This is a genomic window from Rhodobacter capsulatus (genome assembly GCF_052363185.1).
In the GTDB taxonomy this organism is placed as follows: domain Bacteria; phylum Pseudomonadota; class Alphaproteobacteria; order Rhodobacterales; family Rhodobacteraceae; genus Rhodobacter; species Rhodobacter capsulatus_E.
Genome location: NZ_CP198955.1, coordinates 1,820,581 through 1,841,864 on the forward strand (window position 1 = coordinate 1,820,581; position 21,284 = coordinate 1,841,864).

Genomic DNA, 21,284 nt, shown 5'->3' on the forward strand with positions numbered 1-21,284 from the left:
AGGGGGCCTTTGGGGCAGGGTGAAGACAGCGTGCCAGCCGGGGGGGGCGCGCTTGCCCGGCCAGAAAAACAGGTTTGTCCTTGCGGCATTCGGGCTTTATAAGGCCCAGCGACAAAAAGCCCCGAAGGGAGTGGAAAATGGCCAAGGCATGGATGAAATCGGACTGGCGCGCGAAGCCGCGGGTGCAGATGCCCGATTATCCCGACGCTGCGGCCCTGACCGCGGTCGAGGCGCAGCTGGGCAAGATGCCGCCCCTGGTCTTTGCCGGTGAGGCGCGGCGGCTGAAGGCCGATCTGGCCAAGGCCGCGAAGGGCGAGGCCTTCCTGCTGCAAGGCGGCGATTGCGCCGAAAGCTTCACCGAATTTTCCGCCGACAACCTGCGCGACACCTTCAAGGTGCTGTTGCAGATGGCCATCGTGCTGACCTGGGGGGCGAAGGTTCCGGTGATCAAGGTCGGGCGGATGGCCGGGCAATTCGCCAAGCCGCGCTCGGCGCCCACGGAAATCATCGGCGGCGTCGAATATCCGAGCTACCGCGGCGATATCGTGAACGGGTTCGAAGCCAATCACGAGGCCCGGCAACCCGATCCGAACCGGATGCTGCAGGCCTATACCCAGGCGGCGGCCTCGCTCAATCTGCTGCGGGCGTTTTCGACCGGCGGTTATGCCGATATTCACCGCGTGCAAAGCTGGATTTCGGGCTTTACCGACGAGGCCGATGCCGCGCGCTATCGCGAGGTGGCCGAGCGGATCTCGGATGCGATGGATTTCATGGCGGCTGCCGGCGTGACCTCGGAGACGGCGCATCAGCTGGGCAAGGTGGATTTCTACACCAGCCACGAGGCGCTGCTTCTGGAATATGAAGAGGCCCTGTGCCGGATCGACAGCACGACCGGGCTGCCCATCGCGGGTTCGGGGCATATGCTGTGGATCGGCGACCGGACCCGGCAGGTGGATGGCGCGCATGTCGAATTCTGCCGCGGCGTGCAAAACCCGATCGGGCTGAAATGCGGGCCCTCGACCACCGAGGAAGATCTCAAGCTGTTGATGGCAAAGCTTAATCCGGCGAACGAGCCGGGGCGGCTGACGCTGATCGCGCGCTTTGGCGCGGGCAAGGTGGGCGAGAACCTGCCGCGGCTGATCCGCACCGTGCAGGCCGAGGGGGCCGAGGTTCTGTGGACCTGCGATCCGATGCATGGCAACACGATCAAATCGGCCTCGGGCTTCAAGACGCGGCCGTTCGATTCCGTGCTGCGCGAGGTGCGCGAGTTCTTTGCGATCCACAAGGCCGAGGGCACGATCCCGGGCGGCGTGCATTTCGAGATGACCGGCAAGGATGTGACCGAATGCACCGGTGGCGTGCGGGCGGTGTCTGACGAGGACCTGTCGAGCCGCTATCACACCGCCTGCGATCCGCGGCTGAATGCCAGCCAATCGCTGGAGCTGGCCTTCCTTGTGGCCGAGGAGCTGCAGGATCTGCGCGTGATGAAAAAGGCGGCGGGGCTTTAAGATCGCCTCGCAATGCGTTGACACAGAAAGAAAAGGCCCGGCATTAGCGCCGGGCCTTTTTCTTGTGGCGGTGGCTTATTTCACCACCCGGAACATCGCCCGGCGTTCCTCGGGCGTCATCGCCGAGACCGGCTGCCGCGGCGGTTGCGCCACCGGGGTCTGGGCGGCGGGCGCGGGGGCGAGCGTCGGCGCTTTCGGCGCCGTCAGATGCGGCAGGCGCTTGCCCAGGCCGAAAGCCTCGGGCGTCACCGGCTTGGGCAGCGAGGCCGCAGCATGGCCGCAAGGCGTGATCGGCTGCACCTGCACGGCCTCGACCAGGAAGCGGCGCGGGGTGCGGCCGATGCCTTGGCCTTCGCCGACAAGGCAGCCCAGAATGCGCGTCACATCGCCCATGTCCGAGGTCATCGGCAGCAGCAGCAGCCGCGCGGTCATCGGCGGCTTGCCGATCCCGGCCTCGGCGGTCAGCACCAGTTCCGCGATGGCGGGGCCCTGAAACACCGCCTCGGTCGCATCGGCGACACGCTTGCGGCCTTCGGGGGTGAACATCGCGGTCAGCGGCATGCCGCGGATTTCCATCCCCATCAGATCGTTCAGGTGCATGCCCGCCAGACGGAAGCGGCCCATGCCGGGGGCGACGCGTTCCAGAATGAAGGCATATTCAAGCGCGTTTTCCAGACCGCGCGGGTCGATATCGGCCCGGGCCGGGACGTCGCGACCGGCGCGCAGCCCTTCCCAATAGGCCCGCATCTGCGCCACGATGCGCCGACCGACGCCGGGTTGCCCAAGCCGTGCCACTTTTTCAACAGTGTCAAAGTCGCGGTCCATCGTCGTTCTTCCCGTGTTTGCGGCCGCAGCCGCGCCATCCCGATGCAGCCTGAAGCTGCGACTGTCCTTGCAGCCCGAGGCTGCCGTCCCCTGCACCCCCGGCCTTTGGCGTTTCGGGTCTTGCAGTTGACCCCGGGAGTGAAATGCTTACTGAAGTCTTAATACGCCTTTTTTCGGCCATATGGGGAACTAAAGTCTTAAATGGTTAAACCTGCCTCACCCGCCCGCCCGCCGCAAAGCCCGCTTTCGATGACCGGCTTTGCCTCGGTTTCCGGTTCCGGCCATGGTCACGACTGGGTTTGGGAAATCCGGTCCGTCAATGGCAAGGGCCTGGATCTGCGGTTGCGCCTGCCCGAGATGGAGGGGCTGGAAGGGGCCGCGCGGGCGGCTTTGACGCAGCGGGTGTCGCGCGGAAATATCCAGCTTTCTCTGAAGCTTGCGCGGTCCAGCGGGGCAGAGCGGCTGCGCCTTTCGGGGCCTGGCCTCACCGCCGCGCTGGCGGCGCTGCGCGAGATCGAGGAGGCGGCGCGGCTGCATGGGGTCAGCCTGGCCCCGGCGCTGGCGACCGACCTGCTGTCGGTGCGCGGTGTGCTGGATCAAAGCGGGGCCGAGACCGAGGATCAGGCACCGCTGCGCGGGGCGCTGCTGGCCGATCTGGACCGGCTTCTGGAGGCTTTCGTGGCCATGCGGCGGGCGGAAGGCGGGCAGCTTGGTGGCATAATTGTGGCGCAGATCGACAGAATCGCCGATCTGACCGAGCAGGCGGCCAAAGTGGCCGAGGCGCGACGGCCCGAGGTGGCGGCGGCGCTGCAGGCGGCGCTGGCGCGGGTGCTTGACACCGGGGGCGATCCGCAGCGCGTCGCGCAGGAGCTGGCGCTTTTGGCGGTAAAGGCCGATGTGACCGAAGAAATCGACCGGCTGCGGGCGCATGTTTCCGCCGCGCGGGCGCTTTTGACCGAGCCCGGGCCGATCGGGCGCAAGTTCGATTTTCTGACGCAGGAATTCGTGCGCGAATCGAATACGCTCTGTTCGAAATCGGGATCGACCGCGTTGACCGCGATCGGGCTTGACCTGAAACATGTGATCGACCAGATGCGCGAGCAGATTCAGAACGTGGAGTAAATCATGCCCGAGATGCGGCGCCGGGGCCTTTTGATCATCCTGTCCTCGCCCTCGGGGCCGGGGAAATCGACCCTGGCGCGGCGGCTGATGGCCTGGGACCCGACGCTGTCGTTTTCGGTCTCGGCGACGACGCGCAGCCCGCGCCCGGGCGAGGAAGACGGGCGGGAATATTATTTCCGCGACCGCGCGGCGTTCGAGGCGATGGTGGCCGCGGGCGAGATGCTGGAACATGCCGAGGTCTTCGGCAATCTTTACGGCACCCCCTCGGCCCCGGTCGAGGCGCGGCTGGCCGAGGGGCGCGACGTGATCCTGGATATCGACTGGCAGGGCGGTCAGCAGGTGCGGCGCTCGAGATTGGCGCAGGATGTGGTGTCGATCTTCATCCTGCCGCCCTCGATTGCCGATCTGGAGCGCCGGTTGCGGATGCGCGCGCAGGACAGCGACGCGGTGATTGCCGGGCGGATGGCGAAAAGCCGCGACGAGATCAGCCATTGGGGCGAATATGATTACGTCGTGATCAACCGCGATATCGCGATGGCCGAGGCGGAGCTGGTGACGATCCTGCAGGCGGAACGGGCGCGGGCCGAGCGGCAGCCGGGGCTGACCGAATTCGTGCGCGGGCTGAACAGGGAGTTCGAGGCAAGATGATCTATGCGCTTGACGGGGTGGCGCCGGTGCTGGGGCAGGGCGTCTGGGTGGCGCCCGATGCCAATCTGATCGGCAAGGTGGTGCTGGAGGATTTCGCCTCGGTCTGGTTTGGCTGCAGCTTGCGCGGCGACAACGAGGAAATCCGGATCGGTGCGGGCACGAATGTGCAGGAAGCGGTGATCTGTCACACCGACATGGGCTTTCCGCTGGTGGTGGGGGCGAATTGCACCATTGGCCATCGGGCGATGCTGCATGGCTGCACGATTGGCGAGGGCTCGCTGATCGGGATGGGGGCGGTGGTGCTGAACGGCGCCAGGATCGGGCGCGGCTGCCTGATCGGCGCCGGGGCGCTGATCACCGAAGGCAAGGAAATCCCCGACGGGTCCTTGGTGATGGGCGCGCCGGGCAAGGTGGTGCGCCAGCTGGACGATGCGGCGCAGGCGCGGCTTTTGCAATCGGCCGCGCATTACCGCGCCAATGCGGCGCGGTTTGCCGGTGGGTTGCGCCCGCTCTGATCAGTTCCAGGTGGGGGGCACTTCGAGGATGTCGAAATCGCGCGGCCCCCAGATCTGGCGCACCTCGGCGCAGACGATCGCGGTATTGGGCAGGGGCGGCGCATAGGCGCGCAGGGGCCCCTGATAGCCCAGCCGATCCAGGAGACGGGCCAGATCAAGGATGTCATGGCCCGGGCTGAACAGCGGCGAGAGCACGACATCGGGACGGATGCGCGCCAGCATCTCGGCGTCGATCATCGGCATCCGGGCGATGGTGATGGACGCGCCCTGAACCCCGCGCAGCGCCCGCGGCAGCGCTTGCGACGGATCGACCACCAGAATGCGGCGGCCGGTCAGGGACAGCCCGGCGGAGGAAAGGCGTTTGCTGCCGTGGGGGGCATCGATCGGCGGGGGCATCGCTCCATCCAGTTTGGCGATGGCGAACCATCGCTATGACAATTGATTCCGCGAATTGCGCAAAAGCTTAGCCCCCTTCGCTTTTGCATGCGGCCTTGAACTTGCCTATCGTTTCCCCGAAGCTGGCCCGGGTCAAGTATTGGAAGTGTCAGGGTGACCGAAAAATGGCGGATTCGTCAACAATCTCATTGGCCGAGTCGCTACCGTTTCCGATCTTGCTGGTGTCTCCCGCGCAGCGTGTGCTTCATGCCAACAGCGGCGCCGAGGCGATGCTGGGAAAGGGGCTGGCGGGGCGGACCCTGGTGACGGTGTTGCGCCAGCCCGGGCTGATCGAGGCGGTCGAGGCCGTCGCGGCCGGGCAGGAGCGCCAGCAGGTCCGGCTGCGGCTGGGCAGCGCCGGTCACGAGACGCAGGTTCTGGTCACCGTGGCGGCCCTGGCCGAGGGGACGCTGGTGCTGACCTTCGAGGATCTGACCGCCGTCGAAACGGCCGAGGCGATGCGGCGCGATTTCGTGGCCAATGTCAGCCATGAATTGCGCACGCCGCTGACCGCGCTGATGGGCTTTGTCGAAACCCTGCGCGGGGCGGCCAAGGATGATCCGGTGGCGCGCGACCGGTTTTTGGCGATCATGGAGCGCGAAGCCGGGCGGATGAACCGGCTGGTGGGCGATCTTCTGTCGCTCAGCCGGGTCGAGGCCGAGGAGCGGCGGCGGCCGACGACGGGCACGGATCTGGGCGCGGTGCTGCGCGGCGCGATGCAGGCGCTGGCGCCGCTGGCCGAGGCGCGGCAGGTGCGTCTGATCCGCGAGGGGCTGAGCGAGGGGCTGAAGATCCCGGCCGATCCGGACCAGCTGACGCAGGTCTTCACCAACCTGATCGAGAATGCGATCAAATATGGCGGCAGCGGCGGCGAGGTGCGGGTGAGTGTCGACCGGATCGACTATGAGCCGGTCCTGCGCGGCGCGGCCTTGCGGGTGGTGGTGGCGGATCGGGGCGAGGGGATCGACCCGATTCACCTGCCGCGGCTGACCGAGCGGTTTTATCGTATCGACACGCATCGCTCGCGCGAGCAGGGCGGAACCGGGCTCGGGCTGGCGATCGTCAAGCACATCGTTTTGCGCCATCGCGGTCGGATGAAGATCGAAAGCGAAAAGGGTCAGGGCAGCCGGTTCCTGATCCTTCTGCCGGTATCCTGAAGGCGAAGGGATTGCGGGGCTTCTACGGCCTGCCCGGACCTTTTCGATTCCGCCTTGCCCCGGGATATTTGCAGCAAGATGAAGGGGATAGGGAGCGTTCCTTATCCGTTCCTGCCGCGTCAGCGCAGCCAGAGCACTCCATTCGGGCCAAGCTGCACGGTGCCATCTTCGATCTGTGCGGCCAGAACCGGTCCCGTCGGGGTGCCGATAATCCCGGTCAATGTCACCGGATCGGGGCCGAGATTGAAGAGGCAGGTCAGGGTTTCGGTCCCGGTTTCGCGCCGGAAGCCGAGCACCGGCTCGGGCAGATCAAGGAAGCGGGTGCGGCCGCTGCGCAGGGCTTGCGAGCCGCGGCGGAAGGCGAGCGCGGCGCGATAATGGTGCAGGACCGATCCGGGATCGGCTTCCTGGGCCGCGACATTGCGGGCGCGCTGCGGCGGCTTCACCGGCAGCCAGGGTTTCGCCGTGCTGAAGCCGCCCTGCGCCGTGCCATCCCAGACCATCGGCGTGCGGCAGCCATCCCGGCCCTTGTTCTCCGGCCAGAAGCGCAGGCCCGGCGGATCGGTGAGTTCCTCATACTCAAGGTCGGTTTCGGTCTGACCGAGTTCCTCGCCCTGATAGAGACCGATCGTGCCCTCGAACGAGGCCAGCATCGAAATCGCCAGCTTCGCCACCGCGTCCTGAGAGCCGAAGCGGGCCCAGCGGGTGACGTGGCGATTGACGTCATGATTGGAGAAGGACCAGGACGGCCAGCCATCGGGCGCGGCCTTGAAGAACCCGTCGATCACCTTGCGGAAATGCGCCGCAGAAAAGCCCGGCCCCAGCATGTCGAAACTGTAGGCCATGTGCAGATGCGCGTCGCCGGCGGTGTATGCGGCCATCAGCCCCAGCGCCCGATGCGGGACTTCGCCCACTTCCCCGACCAGGCAACGGTTCGTGTATTCGTTCAGAACCGATCGCATTCGCGCAAGAAAATCAAGGTTTTCCGGACGGTTTTTATCATGGGCATGGTCTTGCATGTCATAGGTCGAGACCGGCGGCCAGCGCTTCGGATCGGGGGGCATCGGCGGGTTGTCGCGCAGATCGCCATCGTGGATGTAGTAGTTCACCGTGTCGAGCCGGAACCCGTCCACGCCGCGGTCCAGCCAGAAGCGCAGCACGTCGAGCATCTCGTCCTGCACCTCGGGGTTGCGCAGGTTCAGATCGGGCTGCGAAATCAGGAAATTGTGCAGATAATACTGGCCACGCTCGGGCGCCCATTCCCAGGAGGAACCGCCGAAAACCGACTGCCAGTTGTTCGGCGGCGACCCGTCCGCCTTCGGATCGGCCCAGACATACCAGTCGGCCTTGGCGCCGCGCTGTTTCGAATCGGCAAACCAGGGATGGCGGTCGGAGGAATGGCTGAGCACCTGATCCAGGATCACCTTGAGCCCGAGCTCATGCGCCCGCGTCACCAGCGCGTCGAAATCGGCCAGCGTGCCGAACACCGGGTCGATGTCGCGATAGTCGGAAACGTCATAGCCCATATCGGCCATGGGCGAGCGGAAGATCGGGCTGAGCCAGATGGAATCAGCGCCGAGACGGGCGACATGGGGCAGCCTTTCGGTGATGCCGCGCAGGTCTCCGATGCCGTCGCCGTCGGAATCCTGAAAGCTGCGCGGATAAATCTGGTAGATCACCGCGCCGCGCCACCAATCTCTGCCCATCGTCATCTCCCTGCCAATATATGAAGCAAGCATAGGCCCATTCCGTGCCGCGGCAATGACAGAACGCGCCCGGCGGCGGGTTCGGCTTGACGGCGGCGGGGCGGCGTCCCATCAAGGGGGCGGGAGAACGAAGAAGGGTTTGACAGTGAGAGATGTAAGCGCGCCCAGCGTCGAGGCTTTCCGGGCCGAGATCCTGCGTCATCTGACCTATTCGATGGGCAAGGATGCCGGCCATGCCTCGCTTTACGACTGGCGCATGGCGCTGAGCCTTGCGCTGCGTGATCACATCGTCGAGCCTTGGTTCGACGCCACCCGGCAAACCTATGAACAGGGGCGCAAGCGGGTTTATTACCTGTCGATGGAATTCCTGATCGGGCGGATGCTCGAGGATGCGGCGATCAACCTGGGCATGCGGGCGATTGCGCGCGAGGCGATCGAGGGGCTGGGGCAGGACTGGCATCAGGTTGTCGAGGACGAGCCCGATGCGGCGCTCGGCAATGGCGGCCTTGGTCGGTTGGCGGCCTGCTACATGGAAAGCATGGCGACGCTGGGCTGCGCCGGCTATGGCTATGGCATCCGCTATGAACACGGCCTGTTCCGGCAATGGTTCGAGGGCGGCCGACAGGTCGAGACCCCCGAGGATTGGCTGAAGCAGCGCCATCCCTGGGAATTCGAGCGGCCCGAAGTCTGTTACGAGATCGGCTTCAAGGGCAGCGTCGAAACGGTCGACGGCAAATCCGTCTGGGTTCCGGCGGAAACGGTGATTGCCGAGGCGTATGACATGCCGGTTATCGGTTGGCAGGGCCGTTGGGCGAATACCTTGCGGCTTTGGGCGGCGAAGCCCACGACGCTGTTCGATCTGGCGCGGTTCAACCATGGCGATTTCGCCGCCGCCGCGGAACCGGAGGCTTTGGCGCGCACGCTCAGCCGGGTGCTTTACCCGGATGATACCACCTTCCAGGGCAAGGAATTGCGCCTCAAGCAGGAATATTTCCTGACTTCGGCCGCTTTGCAGGATATATTGCGGCGGCATCTGGCCGCGGGGCTTTCGCTGACCGATCTGCCCGATCACATCGCGATCCAGATGAATGACACCCATCCCGCGATTGCCGGGCCGGAACTGATCCGGTTGCTCAGCGATGTGCATGGGATGAGTTTCGAAGAGGCGCTCGAGATCGGCGTGCGCTGTCTGGGCTATACCAACCACACGCTGCTGCCCGAGGCGCTGGAACGCTGGGCGACCTATCTGATGGGCTCGGTGCTGCCGCGGCACATGCAGATCATCGAGGCGATCGACGCCTGGCACTTGCGGATGAACCCGACGCGGCCGCATTATGTGGGGATCGTCAAGCATCACGAAGTGCGGATGGGCGAGCTGGCCTTCATCACCTCGCACAAGGTCAACGGCGTTTCGGCGCTGCATACCGAACTGGTGAAGAAGAACCTGTTCCCCGAACTTGACAAGCTGCATCCCGGCCGGATCATCAACCAGACCAACGGGGTGACGCCGCGGCGCTGGTTGCGGATGGCCAATCCGGCGCTGTCACGGTTGATTTCGGAGGCGATCGGACATGGCTGGGAGGCCGATCTGGATCGCCTGCGCGAACTGGATAAACTGAGCGAAGACAATGCCTTCCGGGACGACTTTGCGAAGGCCAAGCGCGCGAACAAGGTGGCTTTGGCGCAATGGATCGCGGAAACCCAGGGGGTGACGGTGACCCCCGACGCGCTGTTTGACATTCAGGTCAAGCGCATCCACGAATACAAGCGGCAATTGCTGAACATTCTGCAGACGATCGCCGAATGGCATGCGATCCGCTCCAACCCGACGGCCAATGTGGTGCCGCGGGTGAAGATCTTCGGCGGCAAGGCCGCGCCCGGCTATCAGGCCGCGAAAGAGATCATCCGGCTGATCAACGATGTGGCGCGGGTGGTGAACAATGATCCCTATGTCGGCGATCGGCTGAAGATCGTCTATCCGCCGAATTACAATGTCTCGATGGCGGAACGGCTGATCCCGGCGGCGGATCTTTCGGAACAGATCTCGACCGCGGGCAAGGAAGCCTCGGGGACCGGCAACATGAAATTCGCGCTGAACGGGGCCTTGACGATCGGCACGCTCGACGGCGCGAATGTGGAGATCCGCAACGAGGTCGGGGCGGAGAATTTCTTCCTGTTCGGTCTGACCGCCGAAGAGGTGACGGAGCGGCGCAAGGACCCGGAACATGCCCGCCATGCGATCCTGAAAAGTCAGCCCTTGCAGGACGTGCTGCAGATGATCGCCGAGGGGCGCTTCTCTCCCGAGGAGCCGAGCCGCTATCACGGGCTTGTCCATAACATGTGGCACAGCGATTATTTCCTGGTGGCCTCGGATTTCGAGGCCTATCGCGATGCCCAGATGGAGGTCGATCAGACCTTCGCCGAGCCGGATCGCTGGTGGCGGATGGCGATCCTGAACACGGCGCGGATGGGGTTTTTCTCCTCCGATCGCGCCATTCGTGGTTACATGACGGATATCTGGGGGACCGAATCCGCCCTTTGAGGTGAAGGAATGTCGATGATCTTGTCTGCCGAGGCGCTGGCGCTGGCCGAGGGCCGGCATGACGATCCCTTTTCTCGTCTGGGCTGGCACCAGACCGCCGAAGGGGGCCGTATCGTGGCCCTCGTTCCGGGGGCGGATCGGCTTTGGGCGCTTTCGAAGGACACCGGTGCCGAGGTTGAGCTTCAGCCCGTAACGGGCGGGCTTTTCGAGGGAAAGTGGGATGAGGGCAGATATCGGCTCAGGGCGCGCAATGCGCATTCCACCTGGGATTTCGAAGATGCCTATGCCTTTGGCCCGGTGCTGGGCGAGATCGACGAATATCTGATCGGCGAGGGAACGCACCGGCGTCTGTGGCAGGTTCTGGGCGCCCATGTGATCTGGCACGAGGGCGTGCGCGGGGTGCATTTCGCGGTCTGGGCGCCTTCGGCGCGACGGGTTTCGGTCGTCGGCAATTTCAACATCTGGGACGGGCGGCGCCACCAGATGCGGCGGCGCGGCGCCACGGGCGTGTGGGAAATCTTCGTGCCCGGTCTGATGGCGGGCGAGGTCTACAAATACGAGATCCTGTCGGCCGAGGGCGTGGTGCTGCCGCTCAAAGCGGATCCGGTGGGCTTTGGCGCCGAACATCCGCCGCAGACGGCCTCGCAGGTGCGCGAGCTGGGATTGCATCTGTGGGGGGATGGCGCCTGGATCGGAGATCGGCAACAGGCACAGGACATCCACGCGCCCATTTCGATTTATGAGGTGCATCTGGGCTCGTGGCGCCGGGTCTGGGATCAGGGCGGCCGACCGCTGAGCTATCACGAACTGGCGGGGCAACTGATTGATTACGTGGTCGATATGGGGTTCACCCATATCGAACTCCTGCCGATAACCGAGTTTCCCTTCGAGGGATCCTGGGGCTATCAGCCGGTGGGGCTTTATGCGCCGACCATTCGCCACGGCCGCCCCGAGGAATTCGCGGCCTTTGTCGATGCGGCGCATCGGCGGGGGATCGGTGTGATCCTCGACTGGGTGCCGGGGCATTTCCCGGCCGATGACCACGGGCTGCGGCGGTTTGACGGCAGCGCGCTTTACGAACATGCCGACCCGAAAGAGGGGTTCCATCAGGACTGGAACACGCTGATCTACAATTACGGTCGGCGCGAGGTGAAGAATTTCCTGCTTGCCAATGCGCTGTTCTGGCTGGAGGAATACCATCTGGACGGGCTGCGGGTGGATGCCGTGGCCTCGATGCTCTACCGCGATTATTCGCGGCGTGACGGGGAATGGGTGCCCAATGTCCACGGCGGGCGCGAAAATCTGGAGGCGATCGACTTCCTGAAAGCGGTCAATGCCGAGGCCTATGGCGGCGCCCCCGGGATCATGACGGTGGCCGAGGAAAGCACGGCCTTTCCGGGGGTGACGCGGCCGGTGCATCTGGGCGGTCTGGGCTTCGGTTACAAGTGGAACATGGGCTGGATGAATGACAGCCTGCGCTATTTCGCCCGCGACCCGATCCATCGCCGCTGGCATCACAATGAACTTACCTTCGCCAGTTCATATACTTACAGCGAGAACTTCATCCTGCCGATCAGCCATGACGAGGTCGTGCACGGCAAGGGCTCGATGCTTGGCAAGATGCCGGGCGACGGGTTGCAGAAATTCGCCAACCTGCGCGCCTTCTATGCGTTCCAATGGGCGCATCCGGGCAAGAAATTGCTCTTCATGGGGCAGGAATTCGCACAAGGCCGGGAATGGGCCCATCAGGGCGCGCTGGAATGGCAGCTGCTTGACGAGCCTCTGCACCGGGGCATGCAGGCCTTGGTGCGCGATCTGAACAAGCTTTACCGCGAGACGCCGGCGCTGCATTGGGGCGATTGCGACCCCTCGGGCTTCGACTGGATCGAGGCTGACGATGCCGAAGCCTCGGTTTATGTCTTTGAACGCCGCGCGCCGGGGGCCGATCCGGTCGTGGTGGCGGCGAACCTGACCCCGCTGGATCGCACCTATCGCATCGGTCTGCCGCAAGCCGGAACCTGGTGCGAGATCTTCAATTCCGACAGCGGCTATTACGGTGGGGCCAACTGGGGCAATCTCGGCGCGATCGAAGCCGATGACATCGCCACGACGCGCCGCCCGTTCAGCGCCGAGGTTTATCTGCCGCCACTCTCCGTGGTGATGTTCACGCCCGCCTGAGGCGTTAGGGAGGAGAAACATGAAACCGCAACCGAACCAGAGGCTTTCCTCGCAAGCCATGGCTTTCGTTCTGGCGGGCGGTCGGGGGAGCCGTCTGAAGGAACTGACCGACCGGCGTGCGAAACCTGCGGTCTATTTCGGCGGCAAGACCCGGATCATCGACTTCGCATTGTCGAACGCGCTCAATTCCGGCATTCGCAAGATGGCGATCGCCACGCAATACAAGGCGCACAGCCTGATCCGGCACATGCAGCGCGGCTGGAACTTCTTCCGCGCGGAACGGAATGAATATCTTGACATTCTTCCGGCAAGCCAGCGGATCGACGAAAGCAAATGGTATCTGGGCACCGCCGATGCGGTGGCGCAGAACATCGACATCATCGAAGATTATGACGTGAAATATGTGATCATTCTGGCGGGCGATCACGTCTACAAGATGGATTATGAGGTGATGTTGCTGCAGCATGTGCTGAGCAAGGCCGATGTGACGATCGGTTGTCTGACCGTGCCGCGCGCCGAGGCTTCGGCCTTTGGCTGCATGGCCGTGGACAAGACCGGACGCATCACCGATTTCATCGAAAAACCGGCCAATCCGCCGGGTCTGCCCGAGGACCCGACCCATTCGCTGGTGTCGATGGGGATTTATGTCTTTGATTGGGTGTTCCTGCGCGAGCTTCTGATCCGCGACGCCGAGGACCCGCATTCCAGCCACGATTTCGGCCATGACCTGATCCCGCAGATCGTGAAATACGGCAAGGCGATGGCGCATCGCTTCTCGGAAAGCTGCGTCACCTCGGGGCTTGAGCACGAGCCCTATTGGCGCGACGTCGGCACCATCGACGCCTTCTGGCAGGCCAATATCGACCTGACAGAGTTCACGCCGAAGCTGGACCTTTACGACAATGCCTGGCCGATCTGGACCTATGCCGAGATCGTTCCGCCGGCGAAATTCATCCATGACGAGGATGGGCGGCGCGGCAGCGCGGTCAGTTCGCTGGTCTCGGGGGATTGCATCGTGTCGGGCTCGGAGGTGCGCAACTCGCTGCTTTTCACCGGCTGCCGGGCGCATAGTTGGTCGATGCTTCATCATGTTGTGGCCTTGCCCTATGCGGATGTCGGCGAACGGGCGCAGCTGACCAAATGCGTGATCGACCGGGGCGTGAAGGTGCCGCCGGGCCTCGTTGTCGGCGAGGACCCGGAGGAAGATGCGAAATGGTTCCGCCGCACCGAGGGGGGGATCGTGCTGATCACGCAAAGCATGATCGACGCCCGGGCCGCGGCCCTGGGCTGAGGCGGGGATCTTTGCGGGGCCCGCGCCGGAACAGATGACAGAAAAAGGGGGACAGCGATGAAACGCGTTCTTTCCGTTGCGTCCGAGGCGGTTCCGCTGGTCAAGACCGGCGGTTTGGCCGATGTGGTCGGGGCTTTGCCCGAGGCCCTGATCGGGCAGGGCTGGGACATGCGGGTGATGATCCCCGCCTATCGCGGCGTGCTGGACCGGCTTGCGGGCACGACAGAGGTCTGGAGCGATTCTGATCTGTTTGGCGGCCCGGCGCGGCTGCATCTGGGCACTGTCGGCGCAATGACGGTGATGGCGCTCGAGGCGCCGCATCTTTACGACCGGGCGGGCGGTCCCTATTCCGACCTTCATGGCGATTTCGGCGACAATGCCGAGCGCTTTGCCGCGCTGTGCTGGGCCGCGGCGGCGGTCGCGCGCGAGGGGGCGGGTGACTGGCATCCCGATGTTCTGCATGCGCATGACTGGCAGGGCGCCCTTGCCCCGGCCTATCTGCGCTATTCCGGTGCGTCCCTGCCCAGTCTTGTGACCATTCACAACATGGCGTTTCAGGGCCGGGTGGGCGCGGAAAAGATCGGGGCGCTGCGTCTGCCGCACGAGGCCTTCCACCGCGATGGCTACGAGTTCTGGGGCGATATCTCGACCCTGAAGGCCGGGCTCACGACGGCCGATGCGATCACCACCGTCAGCCCGCGCTATGCCGAGGAACTGATGCGCGGGGAATATGGGCAGGGTCTCGAAGGGGTGATCGCGGCGCGGGCCGGGGTGGTTATCGGTATCCTGAACGGCATCGACGAGGGTGTCTGGAACCCCGGGACCGATCCGGATTGCGAGCCCTTCTCTGCTGCAAGCCTTTCGGCGAAATCCAGGAATCGCAAGGCCTTGCAAGCCGAGTTTGATCTGGACAAAAAGATCGGCGGGCCCTTGGTGATCCTTGTTTCGCGTCTGACGGCGCAAAAGGGGATCGACCTGCTGCCCGCCGCGGTCGAAGAGCTTGTGACGCGGGACGGGGCGCTTGCGGTGCTCGGCTCTGGCGATGCTTGGGCCGAGGATCTGGTGCGGGGTCTGGCCGCGCGCTTCCCGGGCCGGGTCGGGGTGAAGATCGGCTATGACGAGGGGCTGAGCCATCGGATGTTTGCCGGGGGCGACGCGGTGCTGGTGCCTTCGCGGTTCGAGCCCTGCGGTCTGACCCAGCTTTATGGGTTGCGGTATGGCTGCCTGCCGCTGGTTTCGGCGGTTGGCGGCCTTGCCGATACCGTCATCGGAGCAACCCCGGCCAGCCTTGCGGCGCAGGCGGCCACCGGCGTGGTCTTCCACCCGGTTGATGCCCTGGCGCTGCGCCAGGCGATGCGGCGGCTGTGCGATCTGCATGCGGATCGCAAGACTTGGACCGGGATGATGAAGCGGGCGATGAAATCCGATCTTGGCTGGACCGCGTCCGCGGCGCGCTATGCCGCGCTCTACGAGCGGTTGCTGGCGCAATGAGGATCGGGCCGGGCAGGGCGGAAAGCCTCGGGGCGATCTCGGTTGGCGGAGGGGTCAATTTCGCGCTGTTTTCCGCTCATGCCGAAAAGGTCGAGCTGTGTCTGTTCGAGGGCGACAGGGAAACCCGTCTGGCTCTGCCCGAGCGCGCGGGCGATGTGTGGCACGGTTTCGTGCCCGGGTTGCGACCGGGGACGGAATATGGCTACCGGGTCCACGGCCCCTGGGCGCCCGAGATCGGCCATCGGTTCAACCCGTCCAAGCTTCTGGTCGATCCCTATGCGCGGGCGCTGACCGCGCCGCTGGTCTGGGCCCCGCAGATGCAGGGCGGTGTCGGCTCGACGCGGCCGGATCGGCGCGATTCCGCTTCGGCAACGGCGCGCGGCATCGTTTGCGAGATCGTCAAGCCACATTGGGAACGGCCCGCAAGGTCTTGGTCTCATACGGTTATCTATGAGGCCCATGTGCGCGGGCTGACCATGCAGCATCCCGAAATTCCGGCGGCCCTGCGCGGTCGTTACGAGGCGGTCGCTGCGCCGCCGATCATTGCCCATCTCAAACGTCTGGGGGTGACGGCGCTCGAATTGCTGCCTGTCGCGGCCTTTATCGACGATCGTTTTCTGGTCGAGAAAGGCTTGCGGAACTACTGGGGCTATCAGCCGATCGGCTTCATGGCACCCGAACCGCGCTATGGCAGCCGCGAGAGTTTTCGCACGATGGTCCGGGCCCTGCATGCTGCCGGAATCGAGGTGATCCTTGATGTCGTCTTCAACCATGCTGGCGAGGGCGATGGGGCGGGCCCGACCGTCAGCCTGCGCGGAATTGACAATAATTCCTATTACCGGTTGTGCGAGGGCGGGCGATCCTATGTGAACGACACCGGAACGGGCAATACGTTGAATCTGGCCCATCCGATGGTGTTGCGTCTGGTGACCGATGCGCTGCGCCATTGGGTCGAGGAAATGGGGGTCGACGGCTTCCGCTTCGATCTGGCGACGACGCTGGGTCGGGCCTCGACCGGCGAGTTCAAGGAACTGGCCTCGTTGATCTCGGCGATCCGTCAGGACCCGGTGCTGAATGCGGTGAAGCTGATTGCAGAGCCCTGGGACATCGGTCCGGGCGGCTATCGGCTGGGGGCGTTTCCCTATCCTTTCGTCGAATGGAATGATCGTTTTCGCGATGGCCTGCGGCAATTCTGGCGCGGCGACACGGGCCAGATCCCCGAGCTGGCGCGTCGCATCGCAGGCTCTGCCGAGATCTTCGATCACCGCGGCAGGGCGGCGACGACATCGGTGAACTTTCTGACCGCGCATGATGGCTTCACCTTGCATGATCTTGTTTCTTATGATGAAAAAAGAAACGAGGCGAATGGCGAAAACAACCGCGACGGGCATAATGCAAATTTCTCGCAAGCCCTGTCGGACCCCGCCAGCAAGGCCGCCCGCAAGCGGGCGATGCTGGCGACGCTGCTCGTGTCGCAAGGCGTGCCGATGCTGCTGGCCGGGGACGAGTTCGGCAATTCGCAAGAAGGCAACAACAACGCTTATGCGCAAGACAATCCGATCGGCTGGATCGACTGGCCGGGGGCCGACATGTCGCTTGTGGATTTCGTGGCGCGACTGGTGCGGTTGCGCCGCGATCATCCGGTTCTGCGCCAGACCCGGTTTCTGCATGCCAAGACCCGGGCCCAGGACGGGATCCGCGATCTGATCTGGCGGCTGCCCTCCGGGGCCGAATTGTCGTCGCAAGACTGGCATGACCCCCGGTCGCGCTGCCTTTGCGCCGAGATCCGCGGCGCGGCCGAGGGGCCCCCGGGACAGGCCGCGCAGGAGGCGATGTTTGCGGTTTTCAATGCGGGGGCGACAACAGAGGTGCATCTTCCCGAAGGGCCCTGGCGTCTTCTTGTCGACTCGGCCCATCCCGAGCATCCGGAGACCGATTTTCCCGCGCCGCTGACTTGCGTCGCCGCGCAATCCGTTCAACTTTTCATCCGATCGACTGCACCGCAGGAGCAACGTTCATGACCACCCATCCGACCCGCCCGTTCGACGGGCAAAAACCCGGCACATCCGGGTTGCGCAAGAAGACGCGTGTTTTCCTGCAGCCCGGCTATCTGGAGAATTTCGTTCAAAGCACCTTCGACGCCATTGGCGGCGTTACCGGCAAGACCCTCGTTCTGGGCGGCGATGGCCGGTATTTCGGGGTCGAGGCGGCGCAGGTGATCCTGAAGATGGCGGCGGCCGGGGGCGCGGCGCGGGTGATCGTGGGGCAGGGTGCCTGGCTTTCGACGCCGGCCGCCTCCAACCTGATCCGGATCCGCAAGGCGGATGGCGGCCTCATCCTGTCGGCCAGCCACAATCCGGGCGGCCCCGACGAGGATTTCGGGGTGAAATACAACATGGCGAATGGCGGCCCCGCGCCCGAAGCGGTGACGGAATCGATCTTCGCGCGAACGCGGCAGATCGATTCTTATCGGAAGCTCGATGCCCCGGATGTCAATCTGACGATGGTGGGCGAAAGCCGTCTGGGCGACATGGTGGTGGAGGTGGTCGACGCCGTTGCCGCCTATGCCGACATGATGGAGGAAATATTCGATTTCAAAGCCTTGCGCGGCCTTTTTCACGAAGGTTTCGCGATGCGCATGGACAGCATGTGCGCCATCACCGGCCCCTATGCGGTCGAGATCCTGGAGAACCGTCTGGGCGCGCCAAGGGGGACGGTGGTGCATGAACAGCCCTTGCCCGATTTCGGCGGCATGCATCCCGATCCGAACCCGACCTGGGCGCATGAGCTGATGGCCGAGATGATGGGGCCGCAGGCGCCCGATTTCGGTGCGGCCTCGGACGGGGATGGCGACCGCAACATGATCGTCGGTCGCGGCATCTATGTGTCGCCCTCGGACAGCCTGGCGGTGATCGCGGCCAATGCGCATCTTGTGCCGGGTTATGCGCAGGGTCTGAAGGGGGTGGCGCGCTCGATGCCGACCTCTGCCGCGGTTGACCGGGTGGCCAAGGCGTTGAACCTGCCCTGTTACGAGACGCCGACCGGCTGGAAGTTCTTCGGCAATCTGATGGATGCCGGCCGGGTCAGCCTGTGCGGCGAAGAAAGCTTCGGCACCGGTTCGGATCATGTGCGCGAGAAGGACGGGCTCTGGGCGGTGCTCATGTGGCTCAACATCATCGCCGCCCGCGGCATGGGTGTCGCCGAAATCATGGCCGATCATTGGGAGACCTACGGCCGGAACTACTATTCGCGCCACGATTACGAGGCCTTGCCGACCGATGTGGCAACGGCGATGCTCGATGATCTGCGCGACCGGCTGGACAGCATGAAAGGTATGCAGGTTCAGGGGCTTGTCGTGCAAAGTGCAGATGAGTTCAGCTATTGTGACCCGGTGGACGGCTCGGTTTCCGCGCATCAGGGGTTCCGTCTGCTGTTCGAAGGGGGCTCTCGCGCCGTCTTGCGTCTGTCGGGCACGGGCACCGAGGGCGCAACCTTGCGGGTCTATCTGGAGCGATACGAGCCCGGCCCGGAGGGTTTGACCGAGGCGCCGCAACAGGCTTTGGCGCCGATCATGGCGGCCACCGAGGAACTGGTGGGCATCAAGGCGCGCACGGGCCGCCAGGGACCGGACGTGATCACCTGAGCGCCATCGGATCGGCGCCGCCTTTGGCCGAGGCCGCGCCGATCACCGCACATCCGATGGACGGGGCTGCAGAGCTCTGCCCATCGCCGAGTCAGATTGTGATCACACGCCATCCCTCTCGGAAATGACCGTCGTCACCTGCTGCACTCCGGCAATGACAGGATGAGGGTGACGCAAAAACGCCGTTCGTGGCCGACAGATAGCGAGGGACCAGTCCGGCAAGGCGTTGATTTCAGTGGAAAATCGACACCTGGGCCTGTGTGGCGGAGAGGGAGAGTGGTGGATTTGACGGGTGTCATATTTTGAAGTGCCTTTTGGGGAATTGGGCTGCGTGATGGGCAGCGCAATGGGCAGCAGGTCGCGGTCGGGCGTGCTTTGGTCGGGCTCGGGGTCGGCGGGTTCGGTGTCGGCGGCGGGGGAGACGAGTGCTCTGCGGATGCGGGCGACGGTGGTCAGGGCCGCGCCGGTGGCACGGGCGGTGGCGCGGATGCCCATCCCCTGCGCCAGAGCGGCGCGCACGGCTTGCGCCTGCGTGTCGGGGATGGGCGGACGCCCCAGACGCTTGCCCCGCGCCCGAGCGCGGTCGATGCCCGCCAGCACCCGTTCGCGGATCATTTCCCGCTCGAACTCGGCGAAGACGCCCAGCATCTGATACATCGCCCGCCCCGACGGGGTCGTGGTGTCGAGCCCCTGAACGTGGAGATAGAGCCCGACATTGCGGGCTTGAAGGTCGGAGAGGAAACCGACGAGGTGTTGCAGCGAGCGCCCGAGCCGATCCACCGACCACGCCGCGACCATATCGATCTCGCGCCGCATCACCTGCTTCATCAGCGCGTCGAGACCGGGCCGCTTGTCGCGCCCGTGTGCGCCGGAGATGCCCTCGTCGGTATGGACGGCGACCACGCACCAGCCGAGCCGGGCTGCGACCTCGCGGAGTTGGCGCAGTTGGGTTTCGACAGTTTGCGATCTGTCCGTCGATACTCGTGCATAGATGGCGACACGCTGGGGCATGAATATCCTTCGTTGATTGGGTGCCCATTGGACTCGCATCGATCTGGATTTTGGGGAAGCCGGTGTTCGGGAATCAGTTCGTTTCGGCACGGGCGACCGGCGGCACGGGATCCCCTGATTTTTCGGGCACGGCAGAGGCAGATTTCAGGGGGGATTTCGGCACGCCGTGCTGGCGTGGTCGAGGCGGCGTGCGACGCCCGGCCGCGATCAGCAGATTTCGGTCGGGTAGCCCAGCCGGTTGAGGTCTGCGAGCAGCCGGTGATGGTCGTCCACCGTCGGCAGATAGACCTTCGCGAGGTCGAACAGACGGACGCGACCATCCAGCGAGCATTGTTCGATGATATCATCGTGAGCAGAATGACCCGCGCCTCCTCATTCAGCCCGTCCAGCGCCCCCGCCGCAAGCAGCCGCGTCCTTATCCACGCCTCCGAGAAGCCCGGACGGCGGGCGCGCTCGCGCTCCTTGATCGCCATCTCGCCAAGCGGCAGGTCGAGCCGGAGGCGCTTCATCCGATTCACGGTGCGCAGAACGTCGTTGAAATGCGTGAAGTCCTTGTTCGCCGAGTTCGCGGTCAGGTCGTGCTCTCGGATGCGGTCGAGCCACCAAGCCCGGAACGCCAGCATATCGTCGGCGCTGATCTCCGCGATGGGCTTGTCGCCAACGATGTCCAAGAAGTTGCGGATGGCTTTCAGACGCGGATTGCGCCAACGCCGTTCCTGGTCGGGGCTCATCCCCATCGTGCGGTCGGCCGCGAGTTCCCAATAAAGGCGCAACGCCGCGCTGACGGTGATCGGCGCATCGCCCGACACAACGGCACCACCGGCGCCGCCCCTGCGGTTGATCCGGTGGCTGATCCTGCCCCCGAGGATGCCCCGCATGACTGATCGCATCACCCTGCGCGCCTTCTTTGGCGATGCCGAGCGCGCCTTCACCCTGACCGACCCGATGCTGACCGAGCTGGAGCGCCTGACCGGCTTTGGCACCGGCGCGCTTTATACCCAGCTCGTCAACATGGCCTTCCCGGTGCAGGTTCTCGCGCAGGTGATCCGCCTTGGCCTAATCGGCGCGGGGATGACCCCCGAAGAGGCGAAGCACCTTTGCGCTGCCTATGCCGAGAACCGACCGCTGGCCGAGGTCTTCCCGCTCGCCTTCGCGATCCTGGATGCGCGCTGGAGCGGTGTGGAGGTCAAGCCATGACCGACCGGCTCGAAA

At 64.7% G+C, this 21,284-nt stretch carries 17 protein-coding genes; 12 read left to right on the plus strand and 5 right to left on the minus strand.

What is annotated here, in order from left to right:
• Positions 1–137: 137 nt before the first annotated feature.
• Complete coding sequence (locus tag ACTTAG_RS09010) at positions 138–1,508, plus strand: class II 3-deoxy-7-phosphoheptulonate synthase (protein ID WP_444465151.1); 1,371 nt, start codon at positions 138–140, stop codon at positions 1,506–1,508.
• Between the two features lie 75 nt (positions 1,509–1,583).
• On the opposite strand, the gene ACTTAG_RS09015 is transcribed toward ACTTAG_RS09010, so the two are convergent.
• Entirely contained in the window at positions 1,584–2,333 is a 750-nt protein-coding gene (locus tag ACTTAG_RS09015) for a PAS domain-containing protein (RefSeq protein ID WP_444465152.1), read from the minus strand.
• A 201-nt stretch (positions 2,334–2,534) separates the two neighbouring features.
• Between ACTTAG_RS09015 and ACTTAG_RS09020 the strand changes: the two genes are divergently transcribed.
• From ACTTAG_RS09020 to ACTTAG_RS09030, 3 genes are read left to right on the plus strand one after another with little or no spacing between them, the layout of a single operon-like run.
• Positions 2,535–3,455, plus strand: a complete 921-nt coding sequence (locus ACTTAG_RS09020; protein WP_444465153.1) for a YicC/YloC family endoribonuclease — start codon at positions 2,535–2,537, stop codon at positions 3,453–3,455.
• A gap of 12 nt (positions 3,456–3,467) precedes the next feature.
• Positions 3,468–4,103, plus strand: a complete 636-nt coding sequence (gene gmk, locus ACTTAG_RS09025; RefSeq protein ID WP_444465222.1) for a guanylate kinase — start codon at positions 3,468–3,470, stop codon at positions 4,101–4,103.
• Positions 4,100–4,618 (plus strand): gamma carbonic anhydrase family protein, encoded by a 519-nt coding sequence (locus ACTTAG_RS09030; protein WP_444465154.1) that lies wholly within the window; start codon positions 4,100–4,102, stop codon positions 4,616–4,618. The genes gmk and ACTTAG_RS09030 overlap by 4 nt, the downstream gene beginning before the upstream one ends.
• On the opposite strand, the gene ACTTAG_RS09035 is transcribed toward ACTTAG_RS09030, so the two are convergent.
• Positions 4,619–5,014 (minus strand): hypothetical protein, encoded by a 396-nt coding sequence (locus ACTTAG_RS09035; protein ID WP_444465155.1) that lies wholly within the window; start codon positions 5,012–5,014, stop codon positions 4,619–4,621.
• 164 nt (positions 5,015–5,178) lie between these two features.
• Here ACTTAG_RS09035 and ACTTAG_RS09040 point away from each other — a divergent pair, with 164 nt between their 5' ends.
• Entirely contained in the window at positions 5,179–6,210 is a 1,032-nt protein-coding gene (locus ACTTAG_RS09040; RefSeq protein ID WP_444465156.1) for an ATP-binding protein, read from the plus strand.
• Between the two features lie 119 nt (positions 6,211–6,329).
• On the opposite strand, the gene ACTTAG_RS09045 is transcribed toward ACTTAG_RS09040, so the two are convergent.
• Complete coding sequence (locus ACTTAG_RS09045) at positions 6,330–7,916, minus strand: alpha-glucosidase (RefSeq protein ID WP_444465157.1); 1,587 nt, start codon at positions 7,914–7,916, stop codon at positions 6,330–6,332.
• Between the two features lie 139 nt (positions 7,917–8,055).
• Here ACTTAG_RS09045 and ACTTAG_RS09050 point away from each other — a divergent pair, with 139 nt between their 5' ends.
• Genes ACTTAG_RS09050 through ACTTAG_RS09075 form a run of 6 tightly spaced genes read left to right on the plus strand, consistent with a single transcriptional unit; the run spans position 8,056 to position 19,061 of the window.
• Positions 8,056–10,458 carry a glycogen/starch/alpha-glucan phosphorylase gene (locus ACTTAG_RS09050; protein WP_444465158.1) on the plus strand — a complete coding sequence of 801 codons (2,403 nt, stop codon included), beginning with the start codon at positions 8,056–8,058 and terminating at the stop codon, positions 10,456–10,458.
• Between the two features lie 9 nt (positions 10,459–10,467).
• Positions 10,468–12,636, plus strand: coding sequence for a 1,4-alpha-glucan branching protein GlgB (gene glgB, locus ACTTAG_RS09055; protein WP_444465159.1), 2,169 nt, complete (start codon positions 10,468–10,470; stop codon positions 12,634–12,636).
• 19 nt (positions 12,637–12,655) lie between these two features.
• On the plus strand, positions 12,656–13,927 hold the full coding sequence (glgC, locus tag ACTTAG_RS09060; RefSeq protein ID WP_444465160.1) for a glucose-1-phosphate adenylyltransferase: 1,272 nt from the start codon (positions 12,656–12,658) through the stop codon (positions 13,925–13,927).
• Between the two features lie 57 nt (positions 13,928–13,984).
• Positions 13,985–15,418, plus strand: coding sequence for a glycogen synthase GlgA (gene glgA / locus ACTTAG_RS09065; protein ID WP_444465161.1), 1,434 nt, complete (start codon positions 13,985–13,987; stop codon positions 15,416–15,418).
• The gene (gene glgX / locus ACTTAG_RS09070; protein WP_444465223.1) at positions 15,415–17,439 is read left to right on the plus strand and encodes a glycogen debranching protein GlgX; all 2,025 of its coding nucleotides are present in this window, start codon (positions 15,415–15,417) and stop codon (positions 17,437–17,439) included. Before glgA ends, glgX begins: the two co-directional genes overlap by 4 nt.
• On the plus strand, positions 17,436–19,061 hold the full coding sequence (locus tag ACTTAG_RS09075; RefSeq protein WP_444465162.1) for an alpha-D-glucose phosphate-specific phosphoglucomutase: 1,626 nt from the start codon (positions 17,436–17,438) through the stop codon (positions 19,059–19,061). Before glgX ends, ACTTAG_RS09075 begins: the two co-directional genes overlap by 4 nt.
• A gap of 102 nt (positions 19,062–19,163) precedes the next feature.
• Here ACTTAG_RS09075 and ACTTAG_RS09080 read toward each other — a convergent pair whose 3' ends face one another.
• Both ACTTAG_RS09080 and ACTTAG_RS09085 read right to left on the minus strand, forming a co-directional pair.
• Positions 19,164–20,006: a recombinase family protein gene (locus tag ACTTAG_RS09080; protein WP_444465224.1), complete on the minus strand. Its 843-nt coding sequence runs from the start codon at positions 20,004–20,006 to the stop codon at positions 19,164–19,166.
• Entirely contained in the window at positions 19,889–20,950 is a 1,062-nt protein-coding gene (locus ACTTAG_RS09085; RefSeq protein ID WP_444465163.1) for a hypothetical protein, read from the minus strand. The genes ACTTAG_RS09080 and ACTTAG_RS09085 overlap by 118 nt, the downstream gene beginning before the upstream one ends.
• Here ACTTAG_RS09085 and ACTTAG_RS09090 point away from each other — a divergent pair.
• Positions 20,949–21,269: a gene transfer agent family protein gene (locus tag ACTTAG_RS09090; RefSeq protein ID WP_444465164.1), complete on the plus strand. Its 321-nt coding sequence runs from the start codon at positions 20,949–20,951 to the stop codon at positions 21,267–21,269. The genes ACTTAG_RS09085 and ACTTAG_RS09090 overlap by 2 nt on opposite strands.
• Positions 21,270–21,284 lie beyond the last annotated feature (15 nt).